General features: G+C 68.6%; 12 protein-coding genes and 1 tRNA gene. 3 read left to right on the forward strand and 10 right to left on the reverse strand.

Going from position 1 to position 15,208, the window contains the following annotated elements; all coding sequences use genetic code 11:
• Nucleotides 1-25 precede the first annotated feature (25 nt).
• The gene (locus tag KF689_13775) at nucleotides 26-1,672 is read right to left on the reverse strand and encodes a M28 family peptidase (protein MBX3134446.1); all 1,647 of its coding nucleotides are present in this window, start codon (nucleotides 1,670-1,672) and stop codon (nucleotides 26-28) included.
• 125 nt (nucleotides 1,673-1,797) lie between these two features.
• Here KF689_13775 and KF689_13780 point away from each other — a divergent pair.
• Nucleotides 1,798-1,870, forward strand: a tRNA-Phe gene (locus tag KF689_13780).
• Nucleotides 1,871-1,939: 69 nt separating this feature from the next.
• On the opposite strand, the gene KF689_13785 is transcribed toward KF689_13780, so the two are convergent.
• On the reverse strand, nucleotides 1,940-2,425 hold the full coding sequence (locus KF689_13785) for a vitamin K epoxide reductase family protein (protein ID MBX3134447.1): 486 nt from the start codon (nucleotides 2,423-2,425) through the stop codon (nucleotides 1,940-1,942).
• Nucleotides 2,426-2,503: 78 nt separating this feature from the next.
• Here KF689_13785 and KF689_13790 point away from each other — a divergent pair, with 78 nt between their 5' ends.
• Together KF689_13790 and KF689_13795 are read left to right on the forward strand one after the other, a co-directional pair.
• Entirely contained in the window at nucleotides 2,504-3,919 is a 1,416-nt protein-coding gene (locus KF689_13790) for an amidohydrolase family protein (protein MBX3134448.1), read from the forward strand.
• 2 nt (nucleotides 3,920-3,921) lie between these two features.
• Nucleotides 3,922-4,311: a hypothetical protein gene (locus KF689_13795; GenBank protein ID MBX3134449.1), complete on the forward strand. Its 390-nt coding sequence runs from the start codon at nucleotides 3,922-3,924 to the stop codon at nucleotides 4,309-4,311.
• 24 nt (nucleotides 4,312-4,335) lie between these two features.
• Here KF689_13795 and KF689_13800 read toward each other — a convergent pair whose 3' ends face one another.
• The 8 genes from KF689_13800 to KF689_13835 all read right to left on the reverse strand — a co-directional run bounded on the left by KF689_13800 (nucleotide 4,336) and on the right by KF689_13835 (nucleotide 15,060).
• Nucleotides 4,336-5,640 carry a hypothetical protein gene (locus tag KF689_13800; GenBank protein MBX3134450.1) on the reverse strand — a complete coding sequence of 435 codons (1,305 nt, stop codon included), beginning with the start codon at nucleotides 5,638-5,640 and terminating at the stop codon, nucleotides 4,336-4,338.
• A gap of 78 nt (nucleotides 5,641-5,718) precedes the next feature.
• Nucleotides 5,719-6,732 carry a hypothetical protein gene (locus KF689_13805; GenBank protein ID MBX3134451.1) on the reverse strand — a complete coding sequence of 338 codons (1,014 nt, stop codon included), beginning with the start codon at nucleotides 6,730-6,732 and terminating at the stop codon, nucleotides 5,719-5,721.
• Nucleotides 6,729-7,748 (reverse strand): putative zinc-binding metallopeptidase, encoded by a 1,020-nt coding sequence (locus KF689_13810; GenBank protein MBX3134452.1) that lies wholly within the window; start codon nucleotides 7,746-7,748, stop codon nucleotides 6,729-6,731. Before KF689_13810 ends, KF689_13805 begins: the two co-directional genes overlap by 4 nt.
• Nucleotides 7,748-9,172 carry a TldD/PmbA family protein gene (locus tag KF689_13815; GenBank protein ID MBX3134453.1) on the reverse strand — a complete coding sequence of 475 codons (1,425 nt, stop codon included), beginning with the start codon at nucleotides 9,170-9,172 and terminating at the stop codon, nucleotides 7,748-7,750. The genes KF689_13810 and KF689_13815 overlap by 1 nt, the downstream gene beginning before the upstream one ends.
• Nucleotides 9,169-10,647: a TldD/PmbA family protein gene (locus KF689_13820; GenBank protein MBX3134454.1), complete on the reverse strand. Its 1,479-nt coding sequence runs from the start codon at nucleotides 10,645-10,647 to the stop codon at nucleotides 9,169-9,171. The genes KF689_13815 and KF689_13820 overlap by 4 nt, the downstream gene beginning before the upstream one ends.
• Before the next feature lie 248 nt (nucleotides 10,648-10,895).
• Nucleotides 10,896-11,288, reverse strand: a complete 393-nt coding sequence (locus KF689_13825; protein ID MBX3134455.1) for a response regulator transcription factor — start codon at nucleotides 11,286-11,288, stop codon at nucleotides 10,896-10,898.
• A 116-nt stretch (nucleotides 11,289-11,404) separates the two neighbouring features.
• Nucleotides 11,405-12,052: a response regulator transcription factor gene (locus KF689_13830; GenBank protein MBX3134456.1), complete on the reverse strand. Its 648-nt coding sequence runs from the start codon at nucleotides 12,050-12,052 to the stop codon at nucleotides 11,405-11,407.
• Entirely contained in the window at nucleotides 12,049-15,060 is a 3,012-nt protein-coding gene (locus tag KF689_13835) for a hypothetical protein (protein MBX3134457.1), read from the reverse strand. The genes KF689_13830 and KF689_13835 overlap by 4 nt, the downstream gene beginning before the upstream one ends.
• Nucleotides 15,061-15,208 lie beyond the last annotated feature (148 nt).

Here is a 15,208-nt window from a genome sequence, read left to right on the forward strand (position 1 = left end):
GAGGACGGAAGACGGAAGGTGGCGATCACTGGACGCAGTTGCCGCGAGGATCGGGGCGGGGCTTGTCGACGACGAGGCGTTCGCTGCGGTCGGCGACGGCGCGCACGACATCGTGTGCGAAGCGCGTCACCTTCGACAGCTTGTCGAAATCAATGTACTGCACTTCGTCGGTGACCTGATGGTAGTCGGCGTGGCCGCCGGTGGTCATAAACACGACCGGAATGCCGTAACGGGCGTACATATAGTGGTCGGAGCGGCAGTAGAACTGCTCGGGGTGTCCGGTGGCGTCGTACTGGTAGTCGAAGGCCCAGCGATAGCCGCGTTCCGTGCTGACCTGCTCGACGAGATCGCCGAGCTGCGTCGAGAGCCGCCGGGAACCGATCAGCTGGATGTAGTTCGGTCCGCCATCGGTCTCCTCGCCCGCGCCGCCGCGACCGACCATATCCAGGTTGACCTGCGCGACGATGGCCTCGCGGGGAACCGTGGGGAAATCGGTGAAGTGTTCGGCGCCAAAGAGGCCGAGCTCCTCGCCGGTGTGCCACACGAAGAGCACCGAACGCCGCGGTCGGTTGCGGTCGGCGGCCATCGCGCGCGCGACCTCCAGCACGCCCATCGCGCCGGAGCCGTCGTCGTCGGCGCCGTTGAAGATCGAATCCATCCGCGCCACCGGATGCACGCGGCGGATCGAATCCATATTCACGCGCACGGAGGTGTAGACGTCAGGCGTCACGCGCCCGCCGTTGGCCAGCTGCTTGCGCCGGAGCTCGAGGTGGAAGGCACGCAGCGAATCGTGATCCACGCGCGCGCCGGTGCCGACGTGATCGCTGTGCGCGCCGATGGCGACGTACTCGTTGCGCAGCGCCGCGTCGCGGCCAGGCAGGATGGCGACGACGTTGTACGACTCAACGGCCTGCTGGCGGAAGCGGATGCTCCCGCGGAGCGGCGTGCCTTCCTGTCCGGGCCGCGCTGCGGCGAGGTCGCTCAGGCCGAGGACCGCGGCGGCAGTCGCGCGCGAGATGTGGAGGTAGGCGGGCAACTCGGGCGTCGGCGGTGGCGGCCCGTCCGGCTGCACCTGCCCTGCGGCCAGCGCCTCGCGCAGGGCCGGTTCCATCAGCTCGAAGTTGGCGATGACGATGGCGGCCGCAGACGCAAAGCGATTCTGGATTTGGACCTTCACGACCGACGGATTGTCGAGCGGCGTCGCGACGAGGACGACCTTGCCCTGCACGTCGGCGCCACGGAGCAGTGTCTCGCTGCCCCAGATGCCGGCGAAGACCACCGGGACGCCATCAAAGGTGCGCGCACGCGACCCCTGGTTGCGCGGCAGGTAGTCGCGGTACGGCCGCAGTGCGGTGCCTGCGGCGGTCACGGTGGCGCTGGAAGTGTCGAGGACCGTCGTCACGAGCGGCACCCGCTGCAGGAAGCTGCCGCTGTCGCCGGCAGGCTGCAGTCCGAGCCGCCGCAGTTCTTCGGCGATGTAGCGGGTGGCCCGGCGGTGATCTTCGGTGCCGGTGAGACGGCCGCGCATCGAGTCGGCGGCGTAGGCTTCGAGGCGGCCGCGCAGGGCGGCCGGAGACATCGGCTCGGGGGATCGCTGCTGGCCCGTGGCCGGTAGCGGGAGCGCGGGCAGGAGGAGCAGGGCGACCGCAGCGACGGCAGCGAATCGAGACATTCGGCGACGAGACAAGGGGAAGGTGGGGCGGGAGCCGCCCCGGTAGGGGGTAAGACGCAGGCGGGCCGACGAGGGTTGCATCGGCTTGAGTCGAGCGGGGGGAGTGGCTAGCTTTCGTTGCTTGCGGCCAGATAGCTCAGTTGGTAGAGCAGCGGACTGAAAATCCGCGTGTCGTCGGTTCGATTCCGACTCTGGCCACTCTGGAAGATACGACAGCGGGGAGCCGGTAGGTGCCGGCTCCCCGCTGTTTGCGTTCCGCCCTCGCCGTCAGCGGGGCGGGATATCCCTGACGCGCCGCCATTCCATCCAGACAATGACGGCCAGCAAGGTGATGGAGACAGCCGAGATCGCGCACCAGGGGCAGAAGGTGCGGAGCTTGTAGAACTCCGCCCACTTCAGGCGCAGGGTGAACAGCACCGCGGGGTAGACCAGCGCCATCTGCGCGAAGGCCACGCCGCGCAGATCACGGAAGCGCTCGAGGCTGCCGACGAGCGCCACGAGGAATAGCACGACGTACCCGACCGCGCCGATGAAGGCGACGTCCACGCCGAAGAAATAGCTCCAGGGGCTGTACTGGACCACGGCGCAGCCGCCGCTCCCCCCGCAGGCCAGTTGACCGGCCTTGCCGATCTTCCAGAGATGGAGATAGGTGGCGACGAAGGCGTTACCGAGCGCGATGAGCGCAACGAGCTGGCGCCAGCTGAGTCCCAGCAGTCCGTCGCGGGGTGGGGCAGGGTGAACGGAGGGCGTCATCAGGGCGTAAGTTAATGCCGACCGATGCGCGCGCCCCCATCCTTCCGCCGCGCGCCGCCCCGTAGCAGGAGACCGCCAATGCCCATTCGCAGCTTCGCCTGCCGCGCCGCCCTGGCGCTGCTCGCGCTTCCGAGTCTCGCGCTGGCCCAGGCGCCGGCGCGTCCGGCGGCGCCGGTGGCGATCACCAACGTCACGGTCCTGACGATGGAGGGCGACCGCCGTCTCGCCGACCACACGGTGATCGTGCGCGACGGCCGCATCGCCGCGGTGGGACCCAGCGCCTCGACGCCCGTGCCCAGCGGCGTGACGCGCATCGACGGCCGCGGCAAGTTCCTGATGCCCGGCCTGGCCGAGATGCACGCGCACGTGCCGCCGGGCAATCCCACGAGCGAGCAGCTCGCGGAGATCATGTTCCTGTACGTCGCCAACGGCATCACGACGATCCGCGGGATGCTGGGCGCGCCGTACCAGATTGACCTCAAGGCGCAGTTGGCCAGCGGGGCGATGCTCGGCCCGCAGTTCTTCCCGGCCGCGCCGTCACTGAACGGCAACAGTGCGCCGACGCCGGAGGCGGGCGTCGCGCTGGTGCGCCAGGCGAAGATGACGGGCTACGACCTGGTGAAGATCCACCCGGGCGTGAGCCGCGCCACCTGGGACGCGTCCGTGGCGGAGATGCGCGCGCAGGGCCTCACCTTCGGCGGGCACATCCCGTTCGACGTCGGCATCGTGCACGCGATGCGCACGGGCATCGCGACGATCGACCACGTGGACGGCTATCTCGAGGCCGCGGTGCGCGACTCGTCGGTGTACGCGCCCGGCAACCAACTGGGCGAGATCATCGATGCCGTGGACCCGGCGCGCTTTCCGGCGCTCGCGCAGATGGCGCGCGAACGGAATGTGTGGAACGTGCCGACGATGTACCTCTGGGAGAACTTCTACAACGACCGCACCCCGGAGGAGCTCGGCGCGTTGCCGGAGATGCAGTACGTCTCGCAGCAGCAGGTGAACGCGTGGATGAACCAGAAGCGCGGCCGCGCGCTGGCGGACGAGAACCAGCGGATGACGCCGGAGCGGCGCGCGCGCTATCTCGCGCTACGGCGCCAGATGCTGAAGGCGCTGGCGGACGCGGGGGCGCCGCTGCTGATGGGCACCGACTCGCCGCAGATGTTCAACGTACCCGGCTATGCCCTGCATCGTGAGTTGCAGGTGGCCGTCGCGTCGGGCCTGACGCCGCAGCAGGTGCTCGAGAGCGGCACGCGCAACGTGGGGCGCTATGTGCGCGAGAGCCTCAAGCAGGACGGCAGCTTCGGGACGGTGGCCGTGGGGCAGTGGGCGGACCTCGTGCTGCTCGACGCTGACCCGACGCAGGACCTCGCGCACCTCACGCGCCGAGCCGGCGTACTGGTGCGCGGCCGGTGGGTGAGCGCCGAGGAGATCCGCGCGGGACTGGAACGAATCCGGACGCGTCACGCCGCCGGGCGTCCGGGGAACTGACGATGGCGAACTGGCTCAAGCGCATCTCGCCGGTGCTGCTCGTGGATGCGATCGAACCCTGCCTCCCCTTCTGGGATGCGCTGGGCTTCGAGAAGATGGCCGACGTGCCGCACGGTGGCCGCCTCGGCTTCGTGATCCTCGAGAAGAGCGGGCTCGAGGTGATGTACCAGACGCGGGAGAGCGTGGCGGCGGACATCCCGGCGCTGGCCGACGCGCCGGGCGGCGGGACCTTCCTGTTCCTGGAAGTGATGGACCTCGACGCGACCATCGAAGCGATCGGCGATGCCCCGGTGGTGTTCCCGCGCCGCAAGACCTTCTATGGAATGGACGAGATCTGCGTCCGCGAGCCGGGCGGCAACGTCATCACCTTCGCGATGGCGGTCAGCGACTGACCGCCACCGCCGCCGGCACTGGACTCAGGTGCCGAGCTCGTCGAGCCGCGGATTGACGATGCTGTTGTAGATGGAGCCGAAGGTGAAGCTCAGCCCCACCGCGCCCCCCACGCGAAATGCCGTGGCGAGGGCGCGTTGGCGCGTCAGGACCTCTTCGTCGCTGGCGCCGCCGCGCGGCAGGTAGAGCTGGTCATTGACCTTGGCGGCATCGCCGCGGATCTCCAGCGCCAGCCCGCGCGAGAGCCGGAACTGCGCCCGTCCGTTGAAACTCACGTTGTACCGCGCGGCATCGTGCAGGAAGTGCGTGTAGCGCAGCGTGGCGTCCAGCGTGCCCCACTGCTGCCGCGACTCGCCGGCGAGGATGGCGCGGGCCACGGGCCGCAGCTCTTCCAATTCTTCGAAGACCGTTTCTTCGCGGTAATCGAAGTAGCGCCCGCCCAGCGCCAGTGCCGCGATGAGTTGCCGCGAGGTCGCATCACGCCACGGGAAATAATTGAACTCCGCCGAGACATCGAGGCCGGCGTGCGCATCCTGGTTGCGGAAGTCCGAACGCCCACCGGTGACGCGCGTGCCGACGGACCAATGCTCGCTCACGCTGCGCACGACGCGCGCGCTGAGGTCGCGGGACCGCAGGATGTAGGTGCGCTTGCTGCCGTCGGAGAGCGTGAACGTGTTGGCGCGATAGTCCTCGTTGGCCGAGGCCGTGAGCTTCAGCTCCTCGGTGACGCGCGTCGCCGAGACGTTGCCGTTGACCTGGTACGAGGAATTGAGGCTCTCGGCGCTGCCGCTGCCGTTGACGCGGGCGCGGTAGACCCAGAAGTCCCAGGGATCGCGGATGACAGACGGGCCGTTTGAACGCGCGCCCTCAGGCGGCTCGTAGCGCACCGAGAACGGCGCGGCGCCGCTGACGCGCACCGCATACGGGAACAGCCCGACCTGCAGCGCCCGCGCCACTTCGCGGCGGCGCATATCGTCAGTCGAGTTGGGCAGCACCGTGGCGCGCAGCGTGTCCACGCGGGCCGCGAAGGGACCACGACCGATCAGCGCCAACGTGTACTCCGTCCCGCCGGCCGCGGTGCCGAGTCCGGTGATCAGCGCGTGGATGTCGGCATCGAGCCGATCCTGCGTGAACAGCACGAACGGCAGGGTCGTAATCAGGTAGTTCCGGTCGCAGCCACCGGTCGGGCAGTCGAGGAAGACGCGGAGCCGCGGCTCGCCGGCGGGCTCGGCCCGTGAACCACTCCCCGCCTGGGCGGGCAGCAGGGAGGCGACAAGGGCAACGCCGAGGACAGCCGGCGCGAAGGATCGCAGCAGGTGGTGAATGCGCATTATTGAAGAATTACGGGGAACGCCTAGTGAACGCTGGACGCGTTCCGGTCGCAGTGCGTCACGGTCGCCCGGGCCGTCTCACTCGGCGTCGCGGAGCCCAAGACGAATGATGCGTTCGAGCAGCTTGGGGTAGGGCACGTCGTCGAAGTTGGCGGCGGCCGCGAACTCCTCGTGCTCGGCGATGTCCGGGTTCGGATTGGCCTCGAGGAAGTACAGCCGGTCATCGGCGTCGAGCCGGAAGTCGATGCGCGCGTACCCTGTCAGCTCGAGAATCCGGTAGATGCGCTTGCTGTCGTGCAGCAGGCGCTCCTCGACCGCCGGATGCAGCTCCTGGGCGGCGCGGATGACGATGCCCTTCTTGGTCTGGTAGTCGGGGTCGTGCTTGGCCTTGGCCGTGGCGATGAGCGGTTCGTCCGGGTCGCCCTTCTCGGCGTGCAGCTCCCAGGGCGTGAAGGCACGCAGGCGATCGTTGCCCAGCACGCTCACGTAGAGCTCGCGGCCGTCGATGAACTGCTCGGCGATGGCATCGGTGCCCACGCGCTCGTGCACGAAGCGCACGCGCTCGGCCAGCTTCTCGTCGGAGTCCACGATGGAGGCCTGCGAGATGCCGGTGGACGAGTGCTCGATGAGTGACTTGACGATGAGCGGGAAGCTCAGGTGCCGCGGGCGACGCACCTTGCGGCCGATCGGGAACACCGCGAAGTCCGGTACCCGGATGCGATGATAGTGCAGCAGCTTCTTGGACAGCGCCTTGCCGCGCGAGAGCATCAAGCCGCGCGGATTGCAGCCGGTGTAGGGCACCTTCATCAGCTCGAGGAACCCGACGACGTTGTGGTCGTTGGTGGTCTCGCCGTGGAACTCTTCGAGCAGGTTGAAGACGATGTCGGGCTGGAGTACGTCCACGGCTTCGCGGATGGGGCGCAGTTCCCACTGCACGCCGAGCACGTGGACGTCGTGGCCGAGCCGACGCAGCGTGCCGATCACGTCGATCTCCGTCTTGCGCTCGTAGGCCTCCTTGGGCGTCAGCGAACTGATCACCTCCGGCGGCGCGAGGTCCGGGTGCGTGAGCACGAGGATGCGCAGCTTCCTCATACGGCGATCCAGTCGCGGCGGCCCTGCCCGACGAGGAAGCTCATCGTGCGGGCGGTGAGCAGGACCATAAAGTCGGTGAGCAGCTGCCGTTCGGAGCCGACGACGCGGAGCTTGAGCTCGCGGCAGCGGCCGATCATATCGGTCAGCACCTGGTTGAGCGAGAACTCGTATTCACCCGTCCAGCGGGACACGATGCGGCGGATGTCGGCGCGGTGCCGGCGGAGGAAGGCCGCCGCCGTGGGACGGTGGCGATGTCGCGGAGCGTTGGAGAACAAGCGGAGCAGGTCGTCGTCGTAGGTCTTGGGATACTCGACCGAATATATCGCGCGACGGTAGGTGTAGTGCTCGAACAGCGTGGTCTTGATGCTGCGCAGCGGGTCGACGACGCTGCGATTGCGGTGCGAGGGGACGACGCCGGCGAGTTCCTGCATCAGGCGATCGACGTATTCGAGCTTGTGCAGCGCCGGCCAGCCGGCGTAGCGGCGCCGCCAATCGCTGCGCGGCTTGAGCCACACGGCGAAGGTCTCGGCGAAATCCTCGTCGGGATGGCTCTGGGCATACCAGCGGCGCAGGTGCTGCACGTACTTCTTGCTGGCGGGGTTCGGCCGGTAGGCTTCGGGGTACTTGGTGCTCGATTTCCCGAAGAGCCGCTGCCACTCGCGCCGCCGCTGGAGCTGGTAGCCGTGCTGGATGGCGTGCCCGCACTCGTGGCGCAGGATCTTCATACACTCGTGGTGCGAGCCGCCCTCCACCTCGATCAGCTGCGTGCGCTCCAGCCGCATCAACCGCGGGTGCAGCAGGTAGAAGGGCACCGCGAAGCCCGACACACCACCGGGCGAGAACCACTCGTCGCTGACCCACACGTGCGGCTTGAGGCGCAGCCCGCGGTCCTCGAGTTCGCCGTGCAGCTCGTCGACACAGGCGCCGACCCAGGTGCCTTCGAGCGTGACACCCAGGTCGCGCAGCCGCAGCTGCATCAGGCGCGCATCATCCCAGCGCGCCCAAGGAAAACGCATTACACCGCGTCCGAGAGCGAGGTGAACGCAAAGTCCCGCGCGCGCAGGGCAGGGAACACGGCGCCGCTGCCGGTGCGTACCGACGGGCCCAGCGCATCCACCTTGTTGAGCACGAGCAGCGGCGAATCGTTGAACCGGAAGTTCTTGATCGACCGCGTGATGCGTCCGTTCTCCACCAAGAACGTGCCGTCGCGGGTGAGTCCCGTGTACACCAAGGTGCGCTGGTCCACGGCCCGCAGGTACCACAGCCGCGTGACGACGATGCCGCGCTCGGTGCTGCGGATCATCGCATCTATAGAAGAGTCGCCGCCAAGCATCTTGAAGCCGCCGCCCCCGCCGCCGAAGCCTCCGCCCCCACCGGTGGGGCGCACGCCGCGGCGCTGCGCCCACACACGGTCGTACGAGAGCTGCTTCAGCGTCCCGTTCTCCACCCACACTTCGCGGCCCAGCGGCAGGCCGTCGTTGTCGAAGGGCGCGCCGAGCACCTGCGGGTCGGCCGGATCGCTGACCAAGGTGACGCGTGAGTCGAAGATGCGCTCGCCCAGCTTGGTGCCGCCGCCGGGTCGCGACATCGCCGAACGTCCTTCCTCAGCGGCACGCGCGCCGAGCGTCCCGCGCACGGCGCCGAGCAGGTCCGCCGAGGCCTGCGGCTCGAAGATCACCGTGTAGCGGCCCGGCTCCACCGCGCGCGGTTCGCGTGAGGCGCGTGCGCGCTCCACCGTACGCGTGGCCATCGCGCGGAAATCGATTTTGCTCCAGTCGTTCTCGTCGGCGCCGGTCCACGACGACCCCGTGCCATCGGTGGTGCGCACGGTGAGCGTGTAGTTGGCGCCGGTACTGCGGTGGAAAGCGAAGAGGCCGGCGCTGTTGCCGATGGCCCGCACGCTGGCGCCGCACTCGATGAAGCCGGCGACCTGCAGGTCATTGGCCCGGCGCGAGAGCTCGAGCGCGGTGAGCGCCGCGCGCGCGCGGTCCTCGGCGGAGAGCTGCGCCGTGCTGTCGAACCACGCCGGGATCGCCGTGTACTGCTGCGGTCCGAGCTCCGGCAGGGATTCCGGATCCTCCGGCGCAAGCCGCGCCAGGGCTTCTGACTGCGCGACTGCCTGCTCGAGCCCGCGCGGCGAGAGGTCGTTGGTGAGCACCGTGGCGCTACGCTTGCCGACGAACGACGTGATGCTCAGCGTCGCGTTGTCGGTGACGCCCGAGGTGGACATCTGGTTGTCGGCGAAACGGACGTTGGTGTCGTAGCTGCTGTTGACGCTGACGCGGCAGGCGTCGGCCCTGGAGGCGCGCAGCGCGCGCTGGACGACATCCTCGCATTCGGCGCGCGTGAGGACCACGGCCTCGTCGAGCACGCCGAAGCGTTCGGCCTCGCGCCGGGCGATGAGGCGCTTGGGCGCGCCGGCAAAGGGATTGGCGCTCACAGCGTCACCCCCGTGTTGATCACGTTGATGTCCTTGAAGCGGCAGGGCGGGCAGCCGTGCGAGACGGCGTTGGCCTGGCCGGGCTGGCCCTTGCCGTCGTTGAAGGTGCCGCCGAGTTCGTAGGACGACTTACCGCCGATGAGGTCGATGGAGTTCCAGAACTCGGGTGTGCGCATCACGTAGGCGACGTCCTTGAGCTGGCCGACGATCTTACCGCCGCGCACCTCATAGCAGATCTGCGCGCCGAACTGCGCGTTGTAGCGCTGCTGGTCGATCGAGTACGACGCGCGGCCGATCATTGCGATGCCCTTGTCGGTGGCGGCGATGAGGTCGTCCCAGCTGCGGTCCACGCGCTGGTCAGGCACGATGCTGACGTTGGGCATCCGCTGGAAGGCGACATCGCTCCAACTCTGCGCGTAGGCGCAACCGTGCGAGCGCACCGGCATCCCGTTCTTCTCGTACCACGGCCGCAGCCACTCGGCCTGCTCGCGCGTGGTCTGGTAGTCCCAGAAGACGCCGTTCTTGACGATGTCGAACTCATCCGGCTGCACGCCGTCGTCGTCATAGCCGATGGTGGCCAGCGCGCCGGCCTCGGAGCGGTCGCCGCGGATGGTGAGGTGTTCGGGGCCGAGCTTGAGCTTGCCGAGCACGTCGTCGGGCGGGGCGATGAAGCTGGTGCCGGCGTAGTTGGCCTCGTAGCCCATCGCGCGGTCAAGCTCTGTGGGGTGCCCGATGCTCTCGTGGATCGTGAGGAAGAGTTGCGACGGATGCAGGATGAGATCCCAGCGCCCGACTTCGACAGACTTGGCGCTGAGCTTCTCGCGCGCCTGCTCCGCCCAGACGGTGGCGTTGTTGACGATGTCGGCGTCGAGCACGTACTCCCAGCCGCGCCCCATCGGCTGCACGACTTCCGGCCCGCGCGTGGCGACCTGTGTGCGGTCGTCGCTGATGGCGGTGACGGACATCGTGACCCAGCTGCGCACGACGTCCTGGCTGATGACCGAGCCTTCGGTGTTGGCGTAGCTGCGCTCTTCCTTGACGAAGGAGAGGTTGGAGTTGACGAAGCGGATGTTGCTCACGCGCTGCGCGGCTGCATTGGCCTGGAAGAGCAGCGCGACTTTCTCCTCGACGGGCACGGACCACGGGTCGATCGTGTAGCTCGACTTCCACGTGGCGTTGGGATGCGTGGGTGCGGCGGCGAGGCGGACTTCGCGATCGCGTGCCACGCGGTTGGCGCGGGCGAGCGCCACGGCCTGCCGCGCGGCGCGCGCGACGCCGTCGGTGGTCAGCGCCCGCGTGGCGGCGAAACCCCAAGTACCGTCCACCAGCACGCGCACGCCGCAGCCGATGGTGTCCGTATCGAGCACGTTGGTGACCTGCTGTTCGCGGGTGCCCAAGTTCTGGCGGCGTTGGCGCTGGACGCGCACGTCGGCCCAGGAAGCGCCCGCGAGCCTGGCGGCGTTGAGCGCCTCCATCAACAGGACGCGGACCTGCGGGTCCGGCTCGGTGGTGGCGGTGAGAATCGGCGAGCCCGATTCAGCGGCCTCGAGGCGTCGGGACGCGAGCGCGACGGCGCTGGCGGCGAGGCCGGTGGAGGCGAGGAACTCACGACGTGAGGTCAAGCGAGGATCTCCGGAGAGCGGGATCGGGCGCGGGGGGAGAATGTGGCCCCGGTGCGCCGGGATGGCAAACGCGGTCTACGGGTACTCTACGTGACGCGAGGTCACGACGCTGGGAACCCCGTCGTAAATGCCACCAGCCACCCCGGCAGCTCAGCCAACTGGTCCTTCTGGAAGAACCCGATTGCCCCCGCATCGCGGGCAGCGCGTCGCAGCGGGTCGCCGGCGTAGTCGGTCACGATTACGATCTGCGCCGATGCGTCGTTAAGTCGGATGGCACGAGTCGCCGTCAGCCCATCGGTACCGCGCATCCCGATGTCCATCAGCACCAGGTCGGGGCGGCGCTCGCGGAACTGCCGGATCGCGACGCTGCCGTCGTCACATTCGATGATCTCGCCGGCGATGCCCGCGACCAACGATGCAATCAACGCGCGCATACTGGCGCTGTCGTCGACGATCATCACGGTGGGCCGATTGGGGGAGGACGCGAAGCTCATACGCGAACGATGCGCGGGCCGCCGGACGCACACATCGGGTGCGGTCCCGGGGGGTGCATAGGGGGTGCCCCCTATGCCGCGGGGAGGCTCATCTTGCCAAGCGGCGCGCGACCCGCTCAGCGCAACCGCGCGCGATGCTCCACGGCATAGCGGAGCAGTGCATTGGAGCCTTTGAGCCCGAGCTTGCTGATGATGTGCGAGCGGTGATGCTCCACGGTCTTGGGGCTGATTCCCAACTCCTTCCCGATCTGCTCGGTGGTGTGCTCCAGCGCCACGAGTCGCAGGACGCGGCGCTCGGCGGGACTCAGCGCGTCCAAGTTGCCGCTCACGCTCCCGAGTCGTGCGCCGTCCGCCGCGACCAAGTGCCCCGCGAGCGTCGGCGCGACGTAGGAGCGCCCTTCAGCCACCAGGGTGAGACAGGTGATGATGTCGGGCACGGCGGCATCCTTGAGCATAAATCCCTTGGCGCCGAGCGAAAGCGCGCGCCGCACGATGTCGCCGTCATCGTGGCCGGTGAGCATCACGCAGGCCGTGGGGAGCGCGGCGCCGACGACCGCGGCGAGCACGTCGAGCCCATTCTTCTTCGGCATATCCACGTCCAGCAACGCCACGCGCGGCTTGTGGCGCTCGATCAACGCGAACGCTTGCTCGCCGTCGTTGGCCTCGGCGACAATCGTGAAGCTGCCGTCCGAGCGAATGGCATCCACGAGCCCGCGGCGAAACAGCGGATGATCATCGGCGAGCAGAACGCTGCGGGCGCTCACAGTGCAGTCCGCGTGAGCGTCGGCAACACGAAGCGGTACTCACAGCCCTCGCCGGGTGCAGAGGTCACCTGCCAGGTGCCGCCCAGCAAGCGCACGCGTTCGGCGATGCCGGTCATTCCGAAGCCCTCGGCGCCGCTGGGCGAGAATCCGCGTCCGTCGTCGCGCAGTCGGAGCATCACCTCGGAGCCCATCACGGTTGCCTCCACCCAGAGTGTAGTCGCCTGCGCGTGCTTGATCACGTTGTTCACGACCTCTTGGACGATCCGGAACACGTGAATGCGTGCATCGTCGTCAAATCGCTCGTCCATGGACGCGAGCGTGAGGTCGAGCGTCAGCCCTGCCGCCTCCGTTGCCTGCAGGAGTTGGGATTCGATTGCCTGGGTCAGCCCGAGGCGATCGATTTGGTGCGGCCGGAGGGCCCGCGCGAGGCTGCGGACACTCTCCAGCGCGCCTTGGGCGGCGCCACCGATCAGCTCCAGGTGGTGCCGCGCGTCGTCCGGCACGCTGTCGGCGCGCAGTGCCAGCGTGGAGCGATTCGTGACCACGAGCAGTTCCTGGCTCAAGCCGTCGTGCAGCTCACCGGCGATGCGCTTGCGTTCGCTTTCCTGTCGATCCAACAGCTCGCGCGCAAAGGCCTCGCGCTGTGCGCGCTCGCGGGCGAGAAGCGCGAAGCGTCGCCGCACCAGCTGCACGGCCAAGAGCAACACGAGCAGGCTGAGCAATGGTGTGAACCACCAGCGCTGCCAGACGAAGGGCACCACGTTCACGGCCAGAGTAGTCGGTGTCGTGGTCCAGTCGCCCCCGCGATTTGCTGCGCCGACGAGGAACCGGTGCTCGCCGGCCGGCGGCGCCGTGTAGTACGCGACGCGTCGCGCACCCACGTCCACCCAGTCGGGGTCGAAGCCCTCGAGCCGATATCGAAAGCGGGTCTTGTCCGGCGCCGTGAACGTCGGAGCGGTGTAGTGGATCTCCAACTGTCGCGTTCCCGGCGGCACGACGAGGCGCGTGCTGACGTCGAGCGGCACGCCGTCCGCCGTCGCACGGAGGATCCACGTTTGGGGAGCGGCGGCCACCTCGACAACGCGCGTCGGGTCGATCACGGCGACGCCCTCGATGGTGGCAAACCACAGGGTGCCGTCGCCGTGGCGAACGCCGGAGGGCTGGAATCCGCCGTTGGCCTCGGCGTTCAGCATCCCGTCGGCGCGGTCGTAGAGCGTGGCGCTGAGCCGCGGACGACGGCCATGCGCGACGGCCTCAAGATCCGCGACGCCCGCACGGAAGATTCCGTGATTCGAACTCATCCAGAAGTTGCCGGCACCGTCTGGCACGATGGACGAGAGAAAGTCATCTGGCAGCCCGCGCGCGGCATTCACGGTCGTAAAGGTCGTCCCGTCAAACCGGGAGAGCCCGCCACCATAGGTGCCGAGCCAGAGTGCGCCCGTATCATCTCGCACGATGGCCCGTACGTAGTCGTGGCTGAGGCCGTCGGCGGCGGTCCACCAGCGCGTAGAGTCGCCGCGAATGCGGCCGAGTCCGCTCACGGAGCCCACCCACACCGTCCCGTCCGTGTCCTCGACGAGTGCGCGGATGCTGCGCGTTGCGGCCACATCGCCGGCGTGCCAGCGCGCGAGCTGGCCGTTGTGCAGTACCGCGAGACCGCGGCTGGTGCCGACCCACAGCCGTCCATCGCGCGCGGCAAGCAGCGCGAAGACTTCGTCGGCCGGGAGGCCGTCGGCCATCCGGAACTGGCGGAGCGAGCGGTCCGCGCGCACTTCGTGTAGGCCACCGCCGTGCAAGCCGATCCAGAGACTTCCCGTGGAATCGTGCGCGAGCGCCCAAACGCAGGGCGAGGGAGTCCCGATGGCCGCCACGGTGACTGCGGTGACGGTGGTGCTGCTGCCGCTGCGCACGCGATGCAGTCCGCCGCAGTTGCCGCCCACAATCATCTCGGCGCGCTGGCGGTCGGGAATGAGTGCGGCCATCGAGGCACCCCGCAGGCCGTCGGCCGCTGTCAGGGTGCGCACGAACTGTGCGCGCAGGCGAAACAGGCCGCGGACTTCGCTGCCCATCCACAGATTCCCTTCGCGATCGAAGGCCAGCGTCTGCACGCGATCCGCCAGCACGGCGATACGCTCCGCGCCTGCGCCCTCGCGCAGCGCCTCCGGGCTCACGCGCCAGACTTCGCCGCGCGGGAAGGTAGCGTACCACAACGCGCCGTCCGGGGCGTTGACCATCCCCGAGACGAACCACCCGGGCGGCCGCAGCGCGGGCTCAACCAGCAGGAAGCGGTCGTCGATCTCGCGCCACATCCCCCTGCCACTGCGCGAGCGATGCCAGCGACGTCCCTGCGAATCGCGGATCAGGAAGTCACCGATGTCGCGCGCCCAGTGCGCGTCGGAGGTCGCGACGTCGAACGCATTGCCGCGTCGCGCGACACTCCCCGCCCAGAACATGTTCACCCAGATGCCGTCCTGTCCGTCTGCGACGACGCCGGAGACGGCAGCGGACCTGAGCCCGTCCGGCGTGCCGTAGGTGCGGAGCGAATCTCCGACGAGTTGCACGAGCCCGAGCTGTGTACCGGCCCACACGACGTTCGCGGAATCCACGAACACCGCGTTGACCAGATCTGAAGGGAGTCCATCCACCGCGCGCCACGTCGTGAAGCCGTGCGCGCTGCGGCGAATCAGTCCGTGCTCCGAGCCGATCCAGAGATCGCCGCCGGACCCGCCGGCGATCGACAACAGGCGCTCCGAGCCTAGCCCCGGATGTTCCGCGCGCGAGAACGTCTCAAACTGTATGCCGTCGAAGCGCGCCAGTCCGCCGTTGGTCGCAAGCCAGAGGAACCCGTCGCGTCCCTGATGGATGGCGTTGACGGTGCTCTGTGGCAGCCCGTCGTCAATCGTCCACTGCTGCAGCGTCCATCCACGCGCGACGCTGACGCCCTGCGCGCCCAGGGGGCTGCTCACGAGGACGATGGCGAGCAGCGCGGCGCGCGAGAAGCGGAGCATTGTGCGTGGAAGGTACGCGACGCCGTCGCCGGCGGCTATGCGAGGCGGAGCTATAGGGGGAAGCCCCCATACGCCCATCGGGACCCGCCCCGATTTGCGCAACGCACGGTAGGCCTATCCTCCCATCAACCTCTCACTGGATTGGCTC

It is taken from the genome of Gemmatimonadaceae bacterium, assembly GCA_019637355.1.
Lineage (GTDB): Bacteria > Gemmatimonadota > Gemmatimonadetes > Gemmatimonadales > Gemmatimonadaceae > Pseudogemmatithrix.

What these genes read in the sequence shown, in the direction of transcription:
- KF689_13775 (MBX3134446.1), bottom strand. Translation starts at nt 1,672, where the DNA reads ATGTCTCGATTCGCTGCCGTCGCTGCGGTCGCCCTGCTCCTCCTGCCC.
- KF689_13785 (MBX3134447.1), bottom strand. Translation starts at nt 2,425, where the DNA reads ATGACGCCCTCCGTTCACCCTGCCCCACCCCGCGACGGACTGCTGGGA.
- KF689_13790 (MBX3134448.1), top strand. Translation starts at nt 2,504, where the DNA reads ATGCCCATTCGCAGCTTCGCCTGCCGCGCCGCCCTGGCGCTGCTCGCG.
- KF689_13795 (MBX3134449.1), top strand. Translation starts at nt 3,922, where the DNA reads ATGGCGAACTGGCTCAAGCGCATCTCGCCGGTGCTGCTCGTGGATGCG.
- KF689_13800 (MBX3134450.1), bottom strand. Translation starts at nt 5,640, where the DNA reads ATGCGCATTCACCACCTGCTGCGATCCTTCGCGCCGGCTGTCCTCGGC.
- KF689_13805 (MBX3134451.1), bottom strand. Translation starts at nt 6,732, where the DNA reads ATGAGGAAGCTGCGCATCCTCGTGCTCACGCACCCGGACCTCGCGCCG.
- KF689_13810 (MBX3134452.1), bottom strand. Translation starts at nt 7,748, where the DNA reads ATGCGTTTTCCTTGGGCGCGCTGGGATGATGCGCGCCTGATGCAGCTG.
- KF689_13820 (MBX3134454.1), bottom strand. Translation starts at nt 10,647, where the DNA reads ATGGAGGCGCTCAACGCCGCCAGGCTCGCGGGCGCTTCCTGGGCCGAC.
- KF689_13825 (MBX3134455.1), bottom strand. Translation starts at nt 11,288, where the DNA reads ATGAGCTTCGCGTCCTCCCCCAATCGGCCCACCGTGATGATCGTCGAC.
- KF689_13835 (MBX3134457.1), bottom strand. Translation starts at nt 15,060, where the DNA reads ATGCTCCGCTTCTCGCGCGCCGCGCTGCTCGCCATCGTCCTCGTGAGC.